This window comes from Bacillus sp. X1(2014) (assembly GCF_007678255.1).
In genome coordinates, this window is record NZ_VEED01000018.1 from 93455 (window position 1) to 110995 (window position 17541).

The window sequence follows — 17541 nt, forward strand, 5'->3', positions numbered from 1 at the left end:
TCCTAATGCAAAATGGCTCCACAATATATCTTCTACTAATTCAGCTTGTGTTGGCGGCTTTTACTACTTTTATTTGTAAAAAATAATGGAGAGGTTAATCCGATTTTTCAAATCTATAAACCTTCCAATCACCTGATTCAATATGATTTTTCAACATGGCTTCATGATGTTCCGCCATGAAATATAGATAGGCTTCAATTTTACCATTTTCATAAAATACAACTTGCTTTTTGCGGATGTATAAGTTATTTCTACTATTTGGACGGTATCCTTCCAATTCATCCAGCCTATGAAGCTGTTCCTCGGATACAAGGTACAATTCACCATAGACTTTTTCGCTCATCGATTCCTTCAATGCCGGGTAACCATGACCTGTATCAAAAAGACGCCCATTCGCCCATGCTTGACTGGCGATTAGTGTAGCACCTTTCATTAAATAGTGGTTACTCTCATTTTTTCTTAACGTGCCATACACAAACACATATATGTGGTTCATCTTACTTCACTCCTTTCATGCAATTCCAGCCTTTCGATTTGACGCAAGGTTCTTTGCAGATTTCTATAGTCACGGAAGACCTCGATTATTAAGGCAGCCGTGTTATAACAGGCTTCAATATTCAATGTTTCAGACGATGTATGTTCATGGCTGTAACCGGCAGAGAGATTGACACTTTGGATACCTTGCATTGCCCATATTCGTGTATCACTGCTTCCACCGGCTGTTGTTTTCCATCCTGCTATTCCGATTCGTATGGCCGCTTCTTCAAAGAACTTTCCGTAATTCTCATGGCAAAAGGACTGGTAGCTGCCGCAGGAAGTAACAATGTCCCCCGAACCACGACGGTCGACAACAATTGCAGCATCTACATCCCACAAGAAATATTCATCCACACTTCTTGCTTCGATTAAGCCAATTTCCTCTTCCACTGTGAAGATGAATTTTACTATTCCATTGAAGTCCGAGGTGTAAAGACGCTTTGCTGCTTCCAAAATCACCGCAATTCCTGCCCGGTCATCAGCACCAAGAATGCCTCTATCACTTGACCAATTTAATCCATCCATCACGATTTTCCTGCCTTCTTCTATTCGCTCAACCGTATCTAAATGGGCATTAAGAAGGATCGTTGGTCCATGACCCGTTCCGTATTTCTTTTGCGCCAGGATGTTTCCAGTATGATCAACTGTCATATAGTCTACATGATTCTTCAATTGCTCCATCACAAATTGCCGTACTTTATCCTCATCCCCGCTTTCTCCCGGAATGGATAAAAGCTGTTCCAATTGACTAAAGAAAAACTGCTTTCTAATAAAATCTGCACCATTCTTAAGCAATTCTTTGCGAATAGAAGATAGCTTTTCCGCAATATCAAGTAGTGCTGAACGTGAGATGTTCATGCTCAACCTTACTCCCCTATTTCCCCAATGAATTCCTGAAACACCCACGGCTAAAAAGATCTCAGTGACCATTTCCACGTCAACATTATCGATAAAGCTAAGACGTGGATTTCTTCGTTCATGTCCGTCACAGCTCATATTCGTATAAAAGCCAAGCCGGTTAAGCTGCCTTACAATACCGGAGATATAGGTATCAAGCTCTTTAACCTTCGGCTGATCCAATCCAGGACGAAACCACAAATCCCCGCCGCGGCCTCGGTATTCATAGTCGACACCATTTATCCATGTTTCTTCAGCTATTGTAGGGCCATGTAAGGTTAATAAACCTTTCTCTAATGTATATGAAACGGCGAGACTATCCAAACTCTCTAATAAAAATGCCATATTATCCTCTGTTTCTTTTAAACAATGAAATACATTTGGACGAACCTCCTCGACCATAAATCCTTGACGAATGAATAATTGATTCCAGCTTTTCATCAAACCATCTCCTTTTTACTTGATGGTCTTATTATCGCAAAAAGGCGATGACACCCCTGTCATCGCCTTCTTTCATATATATTCAATTTCCTCATCCACCCTATACATCACATAAAATGGATAAGCATGATTGTAGTAGTATGCTGTCTCGTTTCGATATCTCGTGTTCTCGATGATGGGAGGGAATCCTTTTTGGGTTAGTTTATTTTTTAACCTGGTAACATTTTGAGTATAGGTGTTCGGTCTAATTTCAACATTCGAGAAGGCGTTTCGAGTCGTTGGATGATGTTCTGAACTTTTTAAAAGCAAATGCCGCAGCAAGTATCCTTGATCAGGACTTAATTCTGCTTCTTCCCCTTCAAAAGCTATGTTAATTGTTCGATCATTAAAAAATAAAACAATGGTGTCAGGTGGCGGGGAGCTAAACATTGTCTCACATTCCATTTTTGAACATGTCCATCTCCCGTTACGATTTACCTTATAAAAGGCATGGCGCTGCAAAAACTGCTCATTATCTAATATATTTTTTATCAGTGCTGAAAATTCATTGTTGGGAAATTCTACAGTCCCTGTAGAAGGTAATTGATTCATCCGTTCGTAGCTCTGATTGGCAATATGTAATGCACTGGTTGTCAAATACAAATGGGCATTAACCAATTGCTGGCTATTTAATTGATACTGTCCATTAGAATTATATTTGTGATTTTCTAAAGAGTCCTCGAAATTTGTTAGGGCTTCTGAATACCTTTTGTACTTGTATGACAAAAACCCAATTCGGTAAGCTGCAATTGGATTCTTAGGATCATATTTCAGAGCATCTTTTAGGCACTTTAAAGCTAAACGATCATCCTTTTGATCAACCATTTTTAAGTAGGATCCATATTCAATCAGGTGAAAGATTAGTTTTCTTTTCACATATTCTAAAGAACTTCGGTATTCATCCTTCTTCTTCCGAACCAGCTGATCAAGGCATCGAACCATTTCTTTGTATAAATTGATTCTCATTAAGTAATTTGGAGTCCCCTGTTCCTCTTCTTGGCTAGTTAACTCTTCCTCCAGATCCTCTAATTCTTCCAATGTTTTGTCTCTTAAGCGCATGTAAATTCCCCCATTATTGATAGATTATTATTTAGTGTCAAAATAGGTTCATCCCAATAGTTCCCTATAAGATTCAAGGATTGGGGAAAAAAATCCTTCGAAATTATACAAAACGAACCAAAGGAATAGCTTTATTTCTAAAACAATTCTCTTTAACTCGTTTTGTTCAACTCTGGCTTATGGCTTAGGGCTTAGGGTTATTAAAAACTAATTTCCAGGCAGTTGGATGCCGTTCCAGCCGCTTACATCGCATTGGCCATATTCATTATCACCCACAGCGACCACCGTGCCGTCCGATTTTAGGCCGACTGTATGGGCACAACCCGCCGCTATCGCCACAATATCACGCCAATCACTTACATTACATTGGCCAAACTCATTCCAACCCACAGCCGCCACCGTACCGTCCGATTTTACGCCGACGGTATGATTACTACCCACCGCTATTGCCACAATACCACTCCAGCCGCTTACATCGCATTGGTCATGTTTATTCAAACCGACAGCCATCACTGTACCATCCGATTTAAGACCGATGGTATGAAGATAACCCGCCTCAACCGCCACAATATTGCACCAGTCGCTTACATCACATTGGCGATACCGATTATTACCCACAGCTTTCACTGTGCCGTCCAATTTAAGACCGATTGTATGCCAGTCACCCGCCGCGACCGCCACAATTTCATTCCAGCCGCTTACATTGCATTCACCTTCATTATTTCGTCCCATTGCTACCACCGTGCCATCGGATTTAAGCCCAATGGTACGACACCAACCCGCCGCAACTGCTACAATATCGCGCCAGTCGTTTACATCGCATTGGTAATGCTTATTCCAACCCACAGCCGCCACCGTATTGTCAGATTTAAGACCGATTGTATGAGCATTACCCGTGTTCTTCGCCATATGAACATTACCAGCGGCGACCGCCTCTATTTCGCGCCAGCCACTTACATCACATTGGCCACATTTATTATCACCCACAGCCGTTACCGTACCGTCCGATTTAAGCCCAACGGTATGACGACGACCCGCAGCGATGGTATCTTTAGGCCAACGATTCACCCTTAACATCGCTTCTTTCGGTGAAATGTAATTCATGTTTTACCTCCCCGAATATATTTTATTTTTAACTGTTTCCTTGCTCTTGAATAAGAACTGTTTAAATTCGAGTTCCATAAGCATAATTGAAAGCAAAATGATCGTTCCTCCCATTACTAACTTCATGGTAAATGGTTCAAAACCAAAAGCTATAGAAAAAATGCTTCCAAATACAGATTCAAGCATCATGATAAGTCCAGCTGATGTTGCTGATGTATGTTTTTGAGCTAAAACTTGTACTGTTTGACCCACAAACGAACATACTATTCCCATGTATAACAATGGAACGATGGCAACTGACCAATTAACGTTCGATATCTGCCCTTTCTCAACTAAGAGGAAAAACAACAATCCACCTATTGCTTGTACAGCAGCAAGTAAAAACGCAACAATACTAAAATCAGTTGTTCTAGTGCTATACCCAAGGTAGGCAATAGAACCTGCGTAAAAAAACGCACAGAAAAGAGTGTATACGTCTCCAATATTCATGTTTATCTCTTCATTCGTTATTCCTGAGATAATAGCCATTCCTAATATACAAGCAGCGATGGCAATCAAACTTTTTCCTTGAAGCTTTTTCCCATAAAAAATCCAAGTAATAAAAGGAATAATCACCACATACGATGCAGAAATAAAAGCATTATTCGATGGAGTGGTATACATTACACCAATCGTTTGTGTAATAAATCCGCCAAAATTAAGGAGTCCGGCAATTAACCCTACTTTAAAGTCCTTGAAGGTCATTTTAAATATTTTTTTATGAAAAAACAGTAGTACACACACAACAAAGAGAAAACCCCGAGCAAAATTTATAAAACCAGCAGACACATTTACGTCCAATGCTATTTTTGTTACCACGAACCCTGAACCCCAAAAGACTGAAGAGATCAATAGCAATATATTTGCCATTAATTTTGTCATTTTCATCTATCATTTCTCCCCTTTTTGTTTACATCCCAAAAAAATCCAACTCTTTCCTTAAAAGAGTTGGATTTTATCTACTCTAATTCCGTTTTTTCGCCGCCCACCTAATTATAGAAGGGCTTGACTGCTATATAGGTTTGATTTTTTTAATATACTACATTTCCTTAATATTAAAAACAGAAACTTAACCACTTTACAAGCTAGCAAAATATTTAGCTGCTTCATGGCATTATATGGCCAACACAAATGTTATAAGGAATCTCAAGTTGAATAATCGTACAATCATTTCCTTCATTCACTAATATCATATAATAGCAGATTAAAAAGGTGGTGATATAAAATTGTCTGATCGAAATAGCAAGAAATCTTCTGCGGCATATGGTTATGTTACACTTGTAGGAACTGAACCAATCTTAGTAAGACCCAATGAAAATATACGATTTAATCAACACGGCTCATTGGAAAATATTAAATTTTCCCAGAATAGCAGTACAATAACCATCTTGAAATCAGGAGACTATAAAATAGAATATACGCTACTCATTGATGGTCCTGCTTCAACTTCGATATATGGTATTTTCTTGAATCATTCTTTGGTTCCTGGAAATTTAACCAACTTTGGCATTACAAGACAAGTGAATAATGCAACGCTAATGCTTATAGGACAAGCAATTATCTGTATACCCAAAAATTCCACAATTGAGCTAAGAAATATAGGAACTGCTACAGATACACTACTACCAATTTTAGGGAACAACAACATAAATGCCGCATCATTATCGATGGTGAAACTTAGTCAATGTTAGAGGTCAAGGAGGAGAAATGGTACCGACTTGATGGAAATTGAAGATGAATATGCGATCGAAATTAGTGAAAAAATTGCAGGTACGCTACAACCGTCGGTGATGTTTGTAAGTGTTTGGAATTTATTGCTCCTCTTAGAGAAAACAAAAAAGTAATCAATTGTTCAGGTGTAATATGTTATGATGAAAAAAAGCAATGTTAACTCTTTTAAAACCACAGTTAACATCTATGAACTAGGAGGAGAATCATGTATAAACTGCGAGGACATCATCTCTTTTGCCTTTTGGGCTATCGGGGAATGGGCTATTCAGAAGAGTACGTGAAAAATATGACACAATTGCATCAAACCTTGAGAAATAACCCGGAGACGCTCATTCAGCTTGTTAAGGGTCCCGATCAGTTGTGTGAAAAATACCCCAACTCAGGTATTTACCACTGCCAAGACGACAATATATATGAAAGAGATCAGGCTATTTTAGATAAAATAGGACTTAAAATCGGCCAAATTCTTACCTGGGCGGATATTGAGTCATGCATCAGAAAGTTTGCCGTCCCCTCCGATATTCAAATTGTGTGTAAGACTTGTTCCTGGCGTTCCTATGGAGTTTGTGAGGAAGGTATTCAAGAGATTCATGAATGGAAGGGTTTAAGGGAAGTTAAATGAGCCCATCCACCTTTAGATTATCAGTTGCTTCCACATAAACTTAATTTAATCTGTACACTGAGTTTACAAGACTTTAATATTCAGATGTTATGATTGGATTAACAACGAATGAGGAGGCAGTTTAAATGAATGTACGTGCAATGTTTATTGATATGGATGGTACACTACTAAAATCCTCAAACACCATTTCCAGCCGAAATATGGAAGCTGTTAATTCGCTCATTAATCAGGGAGTTAAGGTTTTCCTTGCTACTGGTCGACACTATGAAGTAACAGTTCCTTACCATAAAGAAATTGGATTACGAACTCCTATGATCTGTTTGAACGGTGCCGCTATTCACGATGCAGAGACAGGAAAAACTTTGCAGATGAAAACCGTCCAACTGAACGAGGAACGATTCCACCATTTGACCGCTGAAAATAATTGGAATGTTATTATCCATACAGCAAATGGTGTTTATTGCAAGGAAACAAATGAAGAAATTGATTATTGGACAAAAGTTGGGCAAATTCCTCCATATTATGTTGGAGATTTAAGACAGGCAAATTATCAAGAGGTTTTTAAATATAGCGTTCGAACAGGTACACCGTGTCCAAAAATTTCCGCTTTGTTTAAAACGGAAGCAGAAGTCATCAATTGGCAAGACGGGTTTGAATTGCTTGCTCCTAATGTTTCCAAATGGTCTGCTATAAAAAGCCTCATTCAAGAATTTCGAATCAGCCCAAATGAGGTTGTAGCCATTGGAGACGGACCCAATGATATCGAAATGCTTCGTCATGTTGGCACTGGTGTAGCAATGGGGAATGCGAGTCAAGAGGTTAAAGCAGCCGCCGATTTTATTACAGGACACCATGAAAATGATGGATTAGCTCAGTTTATAGAAGGATATCTTCTTAAATCAAAACAATCATATGCGATTTAGAATGAGTTTTTTTGACACTAAGTCATAAAAAAATAGCTGATGTTGTTAGATTCATACATCTCAATATATAAAATTTATAGACAAAAAAGCCTGTATTATGGTTGAATGTGTAATCCATAATACAGGCTTTTAATCTAGTATTTTATTTTTGACCGCTGATTATAATCCCGTTCAATTCCCTCTTTCCAGCTTCGATCAATCTTTTTGCCACTGCGAAGGTTACTTACGGCTTCATTGACCGCTTCATAATTTAATTGCGTTCCTTTGTGGTCCGCATGGTAATCCACTGCAAAGTCCTCTTCGATTCCAAATTGTGCAGCCGTTGAGACCGCATCGATATTCGCACCAAGAAAGATGAATTCCCAGCCATATTTCTCTTTTTGATGACGAACCATTTTATTGATTTTATCGGTTGTGAATTCACGGCTGGCATTTTCCATCCCATCCGTTGTAATCACGAATAACACCTTTTCTGCCTTTTCATCCTCAAGAGTTCTCTTTTGCACATTTACCATTTTTTGTATCGTAAAACCGATGGCATCTAATAACGCAGTGGTACCCCCAACTTCATACTCTTTGTCGGTTAGCGGAGATATGCCTCGAACATTCATTCGATCGTGTAACAATTCATAACGATGATTGAATAATGCAGTCGTAACAAAGGCTTCTCCCTCCGCTTTTTGTTGTTTCTTCAGCATCGCATTGAAACCACCGATGGTATCTGTCTCGAGCCCTGCCATTGATCCACTTTTATCTAAAATAAACACTAATTCTGTTATATTCTTTTTCATACTTGTCATCCTCCGTTCCTTGATGCATTTAGGATAACAAGAATTAGACAAAAAAAGGTCGCTTAGAAAGCGACATTTTTAAGTACCGAGTATTGGTTGTTCTAAACAGGCTTACAATTAATACTGTATTCTTTATTCGAACCTATACGCCTCGCTTATTTCCCCAAAGAAGTGCGTGTAATTGCGGTAACACTTTTACATCATTCAGCTCTGAATCAGCAACCACACAATCGACTAACCACTCATATTTCAATAATAGTTTTTGAATTAATTCATTATTATTCACATTCGTGATGTCATCATTCCCAACCTGAAGATAAAAAGGAATACCCGCGTACCGGTTATGGACCGTTTTCGCATATTCAAGATCGTTTTCGTCAAAGATGACGACTTTTAAGCTCACTTGATGTTTAAAATCATTTTCATTTAAATTTTGAAAAATAGAATCCAAGATTTCAAAATTGGTGACCATATTTGAACTTGGCGGCTTCGGAGAAATCGTTAGTTCATCAACGTTTAAGAACCAGTTTTGCCATCTGCTCCCTTGTGTTTCGATGCCAATTTTAATCTCTTTTTCTTTTAATAAATCAATAAACACATCTAAGTTTTTAAGTAGTGCGGGATTTCCCCCTGAGATCGTCACAAATGAGAAATTATCGCCGCCAACTCTTTTTAGTTCAGCCCAAATTTCTTCAGCAGTCATTTGCTGGATATCCTCTTTGGCACTGCCATCCCATGTAAAGGCAGAATCACACCAGCTGCAAGAATAATCACAGCCAGCCGTCCGAACGAACATTGTTTTTTGACCAATGACCATCCCTTCTCCTTGGATGGTCGGGCCAAAGATTTCTAGAACAGGAATCTTGCTCATTCCTCCATCCACTCCCTTCGAGCTTCTGCATAGCTGGTCGGAGTTTCAAAGAGACGGACAAATTCCACTCTTGCTGCATGATATTGTTCCATTCGCTCTTCTGTTTCTAATGCTTCCTTCATTTTCTCATAAATCCAAACCACCATATTTTCCGCGGTTGTATTCATGTATGGCAGTGTTTCATTCAAGTATTGATGATCAAGGAATATTTCAATTTCATTTTTCCAAATCTCTTTAATATCACCGAAGTCGATCATTAAGCCGCGTTCATCAACAAATCCGCTGATTCCGAAAATAACGTGGTATGTGTGGCCATGCAAATTTTTGCATTTCCCTTCATAACAATGCAAGTGATGCGAAGCATCGAAGGTAAATTCTTTGCTTACTAGCACACGTTTATGATGATATTTTAATTGATGTGGATGAATGTCTTCATTTATTTTTTGAAGTTTATCAACGATTCGAAAACCCATCGTTAAAACCTCCCATTTAAAAAGTCTTCAAGCCCTCTTTTTCGTAATACGCAGGCTGGGCATTCACCGCATCCATCCGCGATCACACCGTTGTAACAGGTTAATGTTTTTTCACGCACAAAATTCAATGCGCCTAATTCATCCGCTAGTGCCCATGTTTGTGCTTTGTTGATCCACATTAATGGGGTATGAATGACAAAATTATCGTCCATAGAAAGATTCAAGGTAACATTTAGTGATTTAATAAAAATATCACGACAATCTGGGTAGCCGCTGAAATCTGTTTCACACACACCTGTGACTAAATGCTTAGCCCCAACTTGACGTGCTAAAACACCAGCAAAAGTTAGGAATAATAGGTTACGACCTGGCACAAATGTGGAGGGAAGTTCCCCTTCACCGCCATCAGTCACTTCAATATCTGAACGCGTTAACGCATTAGGTGCTAATTGATTTAGTAAGGCCATATCTAAAATATGGTGCCTGACACCAAGTTCATTGGCTATATTTTTGGCACATTCAATTTCTAAACTATGCCTTTGATTATAATCAAACGTAACAACTTCTACTTCTTTAAATTGTTTTAATGCCCAAAATAAACAAGTGGTGCTGTCTTGTCCACCACTAAATACAACAATGGCCTTCTCATTTTTCAACATTTCTTTCTATACTTCCTTTCAAATAGAAAAAACAGTACCCCAAGATAGAAGTACTGCTTCATCTTAGTTTTTTTAATGAGGGGGGCTAGAACCTCGTTTGCATAAATGCAATTATATATTATTTTCTATGACTAAATGATTATAAACTATTATCTTAATTTTTTCACCTATTTATCGACAAATTGTGCATTCTTTTCTTTTCAAGGTTCTGATAACACCCATTCAGCTAATGAATGTTATGCTTTTTGAAATTACCGCCTTTCACCTCTGCTACGTCATATACGGTAACAAAAGATTTTGGATCCAGTTCATTGATGATTTCTTTTAACTTTGTTTCTTCTAAGCGGTTAATGACACAGGTGATTTCTTTAAATTTTTCATGGGAAAAGCCGCCATAAGCTTCTTTATACGTTGCACTTCGACCTAACCGATCGCGGATGGTCTCTACCATTAATTCTGGCTGAGTGGTAATAATATTGAAGGTTTTAGATCCGCTTAATCCTTCTTCGACAATGTGAATCACTTTCGAAGCAATAAAGTAAGCAATAGCTGACAGAATCGCCCCTTGTAAACCAAATGCAATGGAAACAAAAATAAATACAAATATATTTAAGAAAAGAATGAGATCACTTGTACCAAACGGTAATTTTCGCGATAGGAGGACGGCCAGCATATCTATTCCATCTAATGCACCGCCATTACGTAAGGCTAACCCCATCCCAAATCCAAGGATAATTCCGCCTACCACTGTAACTAACAAAGTATCCCCCTCAATTATAGCAGGTGTATGATGCAAAAGACTTGTTCCAACTGCTAGAGAAGCGATCCCGATAATCGAAAATAAGGCAAAACTTTTACCAATTTGCTTATATCCTAACCAGATAAAGGGAACGTTGATAACAGCAATTAAAATACCTAATGGTAAACCAAATAGTTCTGAACCAACGATACTAAGGCCCGTCACTCCTCCATCAGATACGTTGTTTGGAATTAGAACCGTTTCTAGTCCATATGCAGCGATTAATCCCCCGATAATGACCATGAATCCCCGCAGTATAAATTTTAGTTTATTTGCTTTATGTGTTTTGTTTGTAGTCATATATTTCCTCTCTTCCCTTTACTTATCATCTCTATGGATTTAATCAACTCATAAATTTACATCGATTTGAGTTGTAATTAAATCTTCTTTTGTTATTCCTAAGAATTTTAGTGTCTCCGCTGGTGTGGAATGATTAAAGTGTTTTTGTAAGAGTGCAATTGAGACACCTTGTTTAAAGGCATGAAATCCGAAAGTTTTCGCTAGTGAATTTGTCCCGATCTTTCCTTCAATGCCTACCTTAACGGCTGCTTCATGGATGATTCGATAGGCCTGTTGTCGTGTAATCGGCTTCTTGAATTTACGAGATTGGAATAAATATATTTGTTGATCGCTGTCAACCTGGTCTAGGTAAGACTTTACCGCTTCTTTCACTTTTTTGTTTAAATATACAGACTTCCTCCTTTCACTCTCCAGTTCAGAGTAATGATAAAAATCCTTCATTTCCCCGTCACTATTAAAAAGTTCCTTTACCTTAATCAAAAGCAGTTCAGATATTTTAAGCCCGGTATTAATTCCAACAACAAACAATAAATAATCCCTATATGAATGTTCTATAAGGTAATTTTTCATATCATTTATTTGTTCTAAGTCTCTAAGTGCATCCACGGTTTCCAACGAATCACCACCTCTTCAATGTTACTTAACTAAAGTATAATTTATATTTGAGTAACATTCAAATACGACGCTTATAAATTTACTGATTTAAATATCATCGGTTAATCGATGTACAAGTATACTAATCCTTCATAAACGATAAAAGGCCTTAGCCCTTGTTATATAGAGCTAAAGCCGTATACGCATGAAGATCATTACCAAGCACCATGTGACTGTTTACTGCTTGGAAATTAATGATGATCCAGGAATTTAGAAACTGACCGAATAGACCGAATGAGAATAGGTCAAATTAATTCCGCTATATCCAAAGAGATATCAAGAATTTCCCACCATATGGATTCCTTCCCTTCTTCTTTTCTCTTATCTCTTCGGGCTTTTCTTTTTTCTTTAAATGTATTCACCATACTCTCTCCCATCTCTTCTATTTCTCACGATTTAAATCAGAACATATTGTTTTCTATGGAGCTTTAGAAGAGGTTAGTTGATAAAATCAATTATTTTTTGAAAACCAAAGGGTAAAATGCTTGCCACTAATAAACCAATTACTATTGAAGAAGTAGATAAAATAATGCATTTCCGAAGTGAAATATCATTCTTCTTAAATGCGAAAATGAATACTTTCATCATAAAAAAGACAGTAATAAATATTATGATAGCTGAAAACACACTTGCTAAAATTAACTCCATTATGTACCTCCTTTTAAAGTCTATTAAATTAACCAGTAGACTCCACTACCAACTTTTATCCATATTATAACAATAATATCTTAATACCTCTTCCACTAATTTGCACTTTTAGTTAAATGAGAAAAGGCTGCTGAATGGCTTAGGGGACCATGGGGGGTCCGCTCTTATGGTTGGTGACCAGGTTAACACCCGAACTGATAAATAGAAGGAAAAATTCCACTTAATTTGTAAATAGCATTGAAATTAGCTTAAATAGCCGGAGAGATTCCGCCTATTGAATCGAAAAACGTAAAAATGGGGGATTTTATTCTGCATAATCGGAAAACCTCCCCTTATTTACCCCGAAACGAGTTCCATAGTGCTCCATAAGCGAAAAATCTCCGTTTATTTTACTTTCAGTGTTTACCTTAATTAAGGAGAGTACTTTCTCAAATCTTGATAAAAAGATACTGATTCCCGCATCTGGTATCATGTTGGTCCGCTCTTATCGGTTGGGAACAAAACAAGAGGAAATCGGCGTTCGTGCCTGACCGACCGTACCACAACTTCTCCCTCCCATATATTCAGCTGCACGCTGAGCTATTTCTCTCTTACTCCAGTTTAAAAAGTAGGAAATTGGCAATATTTTCATGTTTTACGCTTCCAAATTGATTGTTATAATGGTTGCTACGAATACATAGGAGGCTACCCCCATGACCACATTTGAAAAATTAAAGCCTATTATTGCCGATCAACTCGGTGTGAAAATGGAGACTATTAAACAAGAGGCATCATTTAAAGACGACTTCGAAGCTGATTCACTTGATATGGTGAATCTGACGATGGAAATTGAAGATGAATTCGCAATTGAAATTAGTGAAAAAACTGCAGCAACGCTCCAAACGGTCGGTGATGTTGTAAAATATATTGAAAACCGATAATGAATAAGAAAGGCGGATAGCCGATGTCAAGCGGACCCTTGAATCTCTAGGTGAACGTATGAATAAGGGATCCGCCAAAAATCTTATATTTACACAAAGGCCACTAATTGAAGAAACGCCCCTAGTAGCAAATGAAGGTTAATTTGTAATTTTGTTTTTATGGGTATATAAAACTTGCCAATATGATACCACAGCATATAACGTACACAAACATCCACTTATTAAACTACTAGTGAAATATAAAGGAACTAAACAAAAATAAAACCACACCTAAAAAAGTTAGATAAAAAGGAAACCATTTATTTTTGTTTTTTAATGTATGGAACCCAATAAGAATTAACAAATATAATCCACTTATTTGCATAATCAAAGGGAAAGTGGGTTGAAATTTAGCGGCGTAAACAAAATAATCTAATTGTGATATATCGCTATTACTAAGTATGTGCCCATTCAAAAATTGAGAAAATGGCGTTGAATATTTCCATTCCCATCGATTATCTAAAATTGCACTTCCTTCATACCAAGCAATAGCCGTAGAAAAAACGAGACCCATAATGGCAATTCCGAACTGAATGAGACGCGAATACATAAATCCTACAGCAATTTCCCCCATTATATCATGTAATTCCAATTAATTCCTATTAACAAAAGCGTATATAAATAAGTGTATTTGCCCATTTATTAAAAGTTATTTAATGCTTTTTGATCTAAGTTCTTCCTCAACTCTGATCCCCCTAAACCACATGGAAAATGTTGTTAATATTAGTGTAGTCCTTTATAGTTGAATTAAATTTGATGTCTTAAACTGCGTGTGTTTTATCATATAAATGTCAGTATATAAAAATTATTTTGAACTAGGGGCGATTGAAATGAGTAAAAATATTTTTATAGCTGTACTCTGTTTTGGGTTAATTGCAGTATTTTATTTTTTGTCATCACGCCCTACTTTTCCAACTAAACCTGCAATCTCGTCTAAACCCACTATTCCTACTACATCCTTGGAAGAAAGTATCTGTGAAAGAGTAAAAACACAATTTGGCGATTGCAAAAGAATTTTGTTATTTGATGCTAATTCAAAATTAGTTTTTGCCGAGAATAGTACCGGAATCTTTCCTGTCCTTACAAATAAGGAGTTTACTAATTTTAATAAATTCATTTTTCCAATGATGGATTTCCAAGAGTTTAAGGAGGAGAAAGTTGAGCGAGGACCAATCGACTGGCGGGTTAAAAATAATGTCCTAAAGAATTTTTCGGTTATATACGGTTTTGCCGAAGACACGGCGAAGACCATTGTAATAAATAGTGAAGGCAACATCCAGCCAAACAGGTTTTTCGTTCGGGATAATTTGTGGGTTTGGTATGTTACTTTCCAGAAAGATAAAGTTACATTGCCAGTTAAGGTAACCGTTTATGATTTAAATGGTCAAATTATTTTTGGGGGAAATGAGATAGAAGAATGAAGGTTAGCCCCCCAATCCGAATGATAACGAACTTCGGCAGGGATTTGGGTGCAAAACGTACTGTATTCTCTTATCACTTGATTTTATCATTTTTTGTCGAACTTTTTCGAATTATTTATAATCGCTTTTCACAATAATTATAGTACTATAAATCTAGTCCATTGTTACTAAAAACTAGATAAAGGCAAACCTTTCGAAAGATTGGGACGCAAAGTTACAGGTCTAAAGTTCTTAACTAGGATGGCTGTGCTGCCTCAATTAAGAGGAGTGAAAATGTATGCAATTAGACCGAAACTATCCACCATATTTTGATGGGAGAAATTTAGACCAAATAACAGCAAGAATTCAAGAAAATCAAGAAAAGTGCAAAACGGTAGTTGTAAAACCAGAAATTCCAAAGGGAAAATTAGTACAATTTCGTTATCCACACCCGCTGGACGGACTATTTATAAATGTTTCTGGCAATCAATAATGTCGATCAAAATGATCATAAAAGGAAGTTTGAAAAACACGTTGAGTTAACCCAGCGTGTTTATTGTCATTTTTACTACAAATACTTCTGTCTATGTCAATCTATCCATTTCAATGTAATTCCCTAAAGTTTACTTAAAATCTATTAAACTTCTAAACAGAACAGATGTTTTGTTGTAAAATAGTAAAGTCAGTTTTACAACATAAATAATTAATAGAGGTGGAATTAGTTTGAATGGTACATCACACGCGGTAATTGGGGCAACAACTGGATTTATAGTTGCAAATACATTTCATACTTCTCCTTCTGCGACACTCTTGTTTGTAGGATTAGGAGGCGTCTCAGGATTAATGCCTGATCTTGATATTGACGGGAAGCTTCGTGGAAAAATTACTTTGTCGCATAAGGTGATTCAATTTTCTGCTATGATCATTGGAGTAATCATGATTCTATATAGTTTCTTTGAAAAAACAATGATAGATAGATGGCTGGGGATTGGAATTGGATGTTTGATTGTATTGGTTGCATCCTTCATTAAGCAAAGACATATGTTAACCATTACAGGAATCGCTGTCCTGGCGGGCGGATTCTCTTTAGGGGAACTATGGTTAATTCTGCTTGGAATTTACATAATTATTGCTTCCTTTACTTCTCATCGGAGTTATACCCATTCGATTTTAGGCATTGCTTTCTTTGGGGTTATTGCTTCCAACTTACAAGCTTCACTAGGGATTGATGGTGTTTTCTATTCGTGTTTTGCTGGTTACATCAGTCATCTATTAGCAGATTTAAAAATACTTCCATTTAATAAACGGGGGGTTAAGCTGTTTTTACCACTGTCTTCCAAGGAAATATGAAAAAGTATCTGTGAAAAATTAACAACACAATTTGGAGTGTTTTCGGTGGAAATGGATAGAGATAATGAGTGGTTTACATCGTCGGAAAAACCTAAAAAAACCACAAATTGTTAACGTGTTCCGTTTCCTATCGCAAAACATGAATTTACAGTTAAATATGTAAAGTACAATACATAACAATTTGCACCGTAATATCGGTGCTTTTTGTTTATAAAATTAATAAAATGGTTCGACGAAGCATTCCCCTCTTTAACATAAGCACAATTCACTTCAATAAGAAAAGCCGCCGAGAAAGGCGGCTGGAATTATAAATTATAAATGCTTTAAAATCTCCTTAGCGTTAACATAACATCAAATTCCTCTAATTTCTTTCCTTCAGAGGGTCTTTCTGCCAAACGAATTAAGTCGCACTTTAACAACAGTCTTGGGCATTAACGGAAACAGCTCATTCATTTCGTTAGGACCAATCAACGCCACTCCAAGAGGATTGTAACTTTCGCAACAGAACAATTTGGCCGAGATGATACGTATCGTGCATCATGATATTGCTGAGTAACCGCTCAATAGAGTAACTGTTAGCAGCATACGGAGCTGTTAACTTTTCATCGTCAAGGTCCGCAATGACCGTTTTTAATTTATTCATGACTTCATAAAGGCGCTGCACTGTCTGGGCCCAACCAATTTCGTCTTCTGGATCCCCCGGATTTCCAAAGGTTTCATCATTGCCTTCTGCTTTATGCGGATTCTCTGTGCCCTTAATTCGATGGATCACGTCTTCATTCCAAAATATCAAGTGGTTGACAATCTGCCAAATCGAATTGCTGATTCCCGAACTTGTCCATGCTGCCTCAGCTGCGATGACTCCATGAAGCGCCTGATCCATGGATGCAAACCACTCATTCTCATAGCAATGCATGTCGAGTTGTTCTAAAAACATTTTGGATATAACTTGCATAAAATCAATCTCCTCACTTTTTAGTTTTTAAACTTCGATTATCAATCATAACATCCCCCAAAAAATCAGCACGTTTATTATGTATTCAAGATTATAGAAAAATATCCTTCTTGCGTTAATCTGTTCCGTTAGCTTATCAATAAAAAAGGATCGCCGCAGCCATCCCAATCTTTAACTATTGCACCTGTTAGTTTAAGTGTACCACTTCACAAATATTCTTTTCCGCTAAACTCTAAAATATTTAAACCCTCGGATGCCTCTGGTGCTTCAAAAAATTTAGTAACATGAAT

General features: G+C 37.3%; 23 protein-coding genes and 1 riboswitch. Of the genes, 8 read left to right on the top strand and 15 right to left on the bottom strand.

Annotated features, from left to right (window positions below; genetic code table 11):
* Positions 1-94: 94 nt before the first annotated feature.
* The 5 genes from FS608_RS24205 to FS608_RS24225 all read right to left on the bottom strand — a co-directional run bounded on the left by FS608_RS24205 (position 95) and on the right by FS608_RS24225 (position 5004).
* Positions 95-496, bottom strand: a complete 402-nt coding sequence (locus FS608_RS24205) for a gamma-glutamylcyclotransferase family protein (protein WP_144555109.1) — start codon at positions 494-496, stop codon at positions 95-97.
* Positions 493-1875: a M20/M25/M40 family metallo-hydrolase gene (locus FS608_RS24210; protein WP_144555110.1), complete on the bottom strand. Its 1383-nt coding sequence runs from the start codon at positions 1873-1875 to the stop codon at positions 493-495. Before FS608_RS24210 ends, FS608_RS24205 begins: the two co-directional genes overlap by 4 nt.
* A gap of 72 nt (positions 1876-1947) precedes the next feature.
* Positions 1948-2973 carry a tetratricopeptide repeat protein gene (locus FS608_RS24215; RefSeq protein WP_144555111.1) on the bottom strand — a complete coding sequence of 342 codons (1026 nt, stop codon included), beginning with the start codon at positions 2971-2973 and terminating at the stop codon, positions 1948-1950.
* Positions 2974-3180: 207 nt separating this feature from the next.
* The gene (locus FS608_RS24220; RefSeq protein ID WP_144555112.1) at positions 3181-4077 is read right to left on the bottom strand and encodes an RCC1 domain-containing protein; all 897 of its coding nucleotides are present in this window, start codon (positions 4075-4077) and stop codon (positions 3181-3183) included.
* A 3-nt stretch (positions 4078-4080) separates the two neighbouring features.
* Entirely contained in the window at positions 4081-5004 is a 924-nt protein-coding gene (locus FS608_RS24225; protein WP_144555113.1) for a DMT family transporter, read from the bottom strand.
* Between the two features lie 338 nt (positions 5005-5342).
* Here FS608_RS24225 and FS608_RS24230 point away from each other — a divergent pair, with 338 nt between their 5' ends.
* From FS608_RS24230 to FS608_RS24240, 4 genes are all read left to right on the top strand, one after another.
* Positions 5343-5807, top strand: a complete 465-nt coding sequence (locus FS608_RS24230; RefSeq protein WP_144555114.1) for a hypothetical protein — start codon at positions 5343-5345, stop codon at positions 5805-5807.
* A gap of 27 nt (positions 5808-5834) precedes the next feature.
* Positions 5835-5960 (top strand): hypothetical protein, encoded by a 126-nt coding sequence (locus FS608_RS31470; RefSeq protein WP_260871803.1) that lies wholly within the window; start codon positions 5835-5837, stop codon positions 5958-5960.
* Between the two features lie 92 nt (positions 5961-6052).
* Positions 6053-6469 (top strand): DUF1284 domain-containing protein, encoded by a 417-nt coding sequence (locus FS608_RS24235; RefSeq protein ID WP_144555115.1) that lies wholly within the window; start codon positions 6053-6055, stop codon positions 6467-6469.
* Between the two features lie 125 nt (positions 6470-6594).
* Positions 6595-7392 carry an HAD family hydrolase gene (locus FS608_RS24240; protein WP_144555116.1) on the top strand — a complete coding sequence of 266 codons (798 nt, stop codon included), beginning with the start codon at positions 6595-6597 and terminating at the stop codon, positions 7390-7392.
* Positions 7393-7526: 134 nt separating this feature from the next.
* Here the strand turns inward: FS608_RS24240 and FS608_RS24245 are convergent, their stop codons facing one another.
* From FS608_RS24245 to FS608_RS30550, 8 genes are all read right to left on the bottom strand, one after another.
* The gene (locus FS608_RS24245) at positions 7527-8183 is read right to left on the bottom strand and encodes a vWA domain-containing protein (protein WP_144555117.1); all 657 of its coding nucleotides are present in this window, start codon (positions 8181-8183) and stop codon (positions 7527-7529) included.
* Between the two features lie 142 nt (positions 8184-8325).
* Positions 8326-9054: a 7-carboxy-7-deazaguanine synthase QueE gene (gene queE / locus FS608_RS24250; RefSeq protein WP_144555118.1), complete on the bottom strand. Its 729-nt coding sequence runs from the start codon at positions 9052-9054 to the stop codon at positions 8326-8328.
* Positions 9051-9527, bottom strand: a complete 477-nt coding sequence (gene queD / locus FS608_RS24255) for a 6-carboxytetrahydropterin synthase QueD (protein ID WP_144555119.1) — start codon at positions 9525-9527, stop codon at positions 9051-9053. The genes queE and queD overlap by 4 nt, the downstream gene beginning before the upstream one ends.
* Positions 9528-9529: 2 nt before the next feature.
* Positions 9530-10183, bottom strand: coding sequence for a 7-cyano-7-deazaguanine synthase QueC (gene queC / locus FS608_RS24260; protein WP_144555136.1), 654 nt, complete (start codon positions 10181-10183; stop codon positions 9530-9532).
* 229 nt (positions 10184-10412) lie between these two features.
* A complete protein-coding gene (locus tag FS608_RS24265; RefSeq protein WP_144555120.1) occupies positions 10413-11285 on the bottom strand; it encodes a YitT family protein in 873 nt (290 codons plus the stop codon).
* Positions 11286-11333: 48 nt separating this feature from the next.
* Positions 11334-11900: a tyrosine-type recombinase/integrase gene (locus FS608_RS24270; RefSeq protein WP_144555121.1), complete on the bottom strand. Its 567-nt coding sequence runs from the start codon at positions 11898-11900 to the stop codon at positions 11334-11336.
* A 477-nt stretch (positions 11901-12377) separates the two neighbouring features.
* On the bottom strand, positions 12378-12587 hold the full coding sequence (locus FS608_RS24275) for a hypothetical protein (protein WP_144555122.1): 210 nt from the start codon (positions 12585-12587) through the stop codon (positions 12378-12380).
* 484 nt (positions 12588-13071) lie between these two features.
* On the bottom strand, positions 13072-13218 hold the full coding sequence (locus FS608_RS30550; protein ID WP_186328885.1) for a hypothetical protein: 147 nt from the start codon (positions 13216-13218) through the stop codon (positions 13072-13074).
* Positions 13219-13279: 61 nt separating this feature from the next.
* Here FS608_RS30550 and acpP point away from each other — a divergent pair, with 61 nt between their 5' ends.
* Positions 13280-13507, top strand: coding sequence for an acyl carrier protein (acpP, locus tag FS608_RS24280; RefSeq protein WP_144555123.1), 228 nt, complete (start codon positions 13280-13282; stop codon positions 13505-13507).
* Between the two features lie 229 nt (positions 13508-13736).
* Here acpP and FS608_RS24285 read toward each other — a convergent pair whose 3' ends face one another.
* Complete coding sequence (locus tag FS608_RS24285; protein ID WP_313958738.1) at positions 13737-14120, bottom strand: YjdJ family protein; 384 nt, start codon at positions 14118-14120, stop codon at positions 13737-13739.
* 256 nt (positions 14121-14376) lie between these two features.
* Between FS608_RS24285 and FS608_RS24290 the strand changes: the two genes are divergently transcribed.
* The 3 genes from FS608_RS24290 to FS608_RS24300 all read left to right on the top strand — a co-directional run bounded on the left by FS608_RS24290 (position 14377) and on the right by FS608_RS24300 (position 16296).
* Positions 14377-14967 carry a hypothetical protein gene (locus FS608_RS24290; protein ID WP_144555124.1) on the top strand — a complete coding sequence of 197 codons (591 nt, stop codon included), beginning with the start codon at positions 14377-14379 and terminating at the stop codon, positions 14965-14967.
* 173 nt (positions 14968-15140) lie between these two features.
* Positions 15141-15224: riboswitch (cyclic di-GMP riboswitch) on the top strand.
* A 20-nt stretch (positions 15225-15244) separates the two neighbouring features.
* Complete coding sequence (locus FS608_RS24295; RefSeq protein WP_144555125.1) at positions 15245-15439, top strand: hypothetical protein; 195 nt, start codon at positions 15245-15247, stop codon at positions 15437-15439.
* A 230-nt stretch (positions 15440-15669) separates the two neighbouring features.
* The gene (locus tag FS608_RS24300; RefSeq protein WP_144555126.1) at positions 15670-16296 is read left to right on the top strand and encodes a metal-dependent hydrolase; all 627 of its coding nucleotides are present in this window, start codon (positions 15670-15672) and stop codon (positions 16294-16296) included.
* 457 nt (positions 16297-16753) lie between these two features.
* Here FS608_RS24300 and FS608_RS24305 read toward each other — a convergent pair whose 3' ends face one another.
* Positions 16754-17251, bottom strand: coding sequence for a DinB family protein (locus FS608_RS24305; protein ID WP_144555127.1), 498 nt, complete (start codon positions 17249-17251; stop codon positions 16754-16756).
* Positions 17252-17541 lie beyond the last annotated feature (290 nt).

Bases quoted from the DNA above. Each gene is read 5' to 3' on its own strand.
- FS608_RS24205 (WP_144555109.1), bottom strand. From the start codon at position 496: ATGAACCACATATATGTGTTTGTGTATGGCACGTTAAGAAAAAATGAG.
- FS608_RS24210 (WP_144555110.1), bottom strand. From the start codon at position 1,875: ATGAAAAGCTGGAATCAATTATTCATTCGTCAAGGATTTATGGTCGAG.
- FS608_RS24215 (WP_144555111.1), bottom strand. From the start codon at position 2,973: ATGCGCTTAAGAGACAAAACATTGGAAGAATTAGAGGATCTGGAGGAA.
- FS608_RS24220 (WP_144555112.1), bottom strand. From the start codon at position 4,077: ATGAATTACATTTCACCGAAAGAAGCGATGTTAAGGGTGAATCGTTGG.
- FS608_RS24225 (WP_144555113.1), bottom strand. From the start codon at position 5,004: ATGAAAATGACAAAATTAATGGCAAATATATTGCTATTGATCTCTTCA.
- FS608_RS24235 (WP_144555115.1), top strand. From the start codon at position 6,053: ATGTATAAACTGCGAGGACATCATCTCTTTTGCCTTTTGGGCTATCGG.
- FS608_RS24240 (WP_144555116.1), top strand. From the start codon at position 6,595: ATGAATGTACGTGCAATGTTTATTGATATGGATGGTACACTACTAAAA.
- FS608_RS24245 (WP_144555117.1), bottom strand. From the start codon at position 8,183: ATGAAAAAGAATATAACAGAATTAGTGTTTATTTTAGATAAAAGTGGA.
- queE (WP_144555118.1), bottom strand. From the start codon at position 9,054: ATGAGCAAGATTCCTGTTCTAGAAATCTTTGGCCCGACCATCCAAGGA.
- queD (WP_144555119.1), bottom strand. From the start codon at position 9,527: ATGGGTTTTCGAATCGTTGATAAACTTCAAAAAATAAATGAAGACATT.
- FS608_RS24265 (WP_144555120.1), bottom strand. From the start codon at position 11,285: ATGACTACAAACAAAACACATAAAGCAAATAAACTAAAATTTATACTG.
- FS608_RS24275 (WP_144555122.1), bottom strand. From the start codon at position 12,587: ATGGAGTTAATTTTAGCAAGTGTGTTTTCAGCTATCATAATATTTATT.
- FS608_RS30550 (WP_186328885.1), bottom strand. From the start codon at position 13,218: ATGAAAATATTGCCAATTTCCTACTTTTTAAACTGGAGTAAGAGAGAA.
- acpP (WP_144555123.1), top strand. From the start codon at position 13,280: ATGACCACATTTGAAAAATTAAAGCCTATTATTGCCGATCAACTCGGT.
- FS608_RS24285 (WP_313958738.1), bottom strand. From the start codon at position 14,120: ATGGGGGAAATTGCTGTAGGATTTATGTATTCGCGTCTCATTCAGTTC.
- FS608_RS24290 (WP_144555124.1), top strand. From the start codon at position 14,377: ATGAGTAAAAATATTTTTATAGCTGTACTCTGTTTTGGGTTAATTGCA.
- FS608_RS24295 (WP_144555125.1), top strand. From the start codon at position 15,245: ATGCAATTAGACCGAAACTATCCACCATATTTTGATGGGAGAAATTTA.
- FS608_RS24305 (WP_144555127.1), bottom strand. From the start codon at position 17,251: ATGCAAGTTATATCCAAAATGTTTTTAGAACAACTCGACATGCATTGC.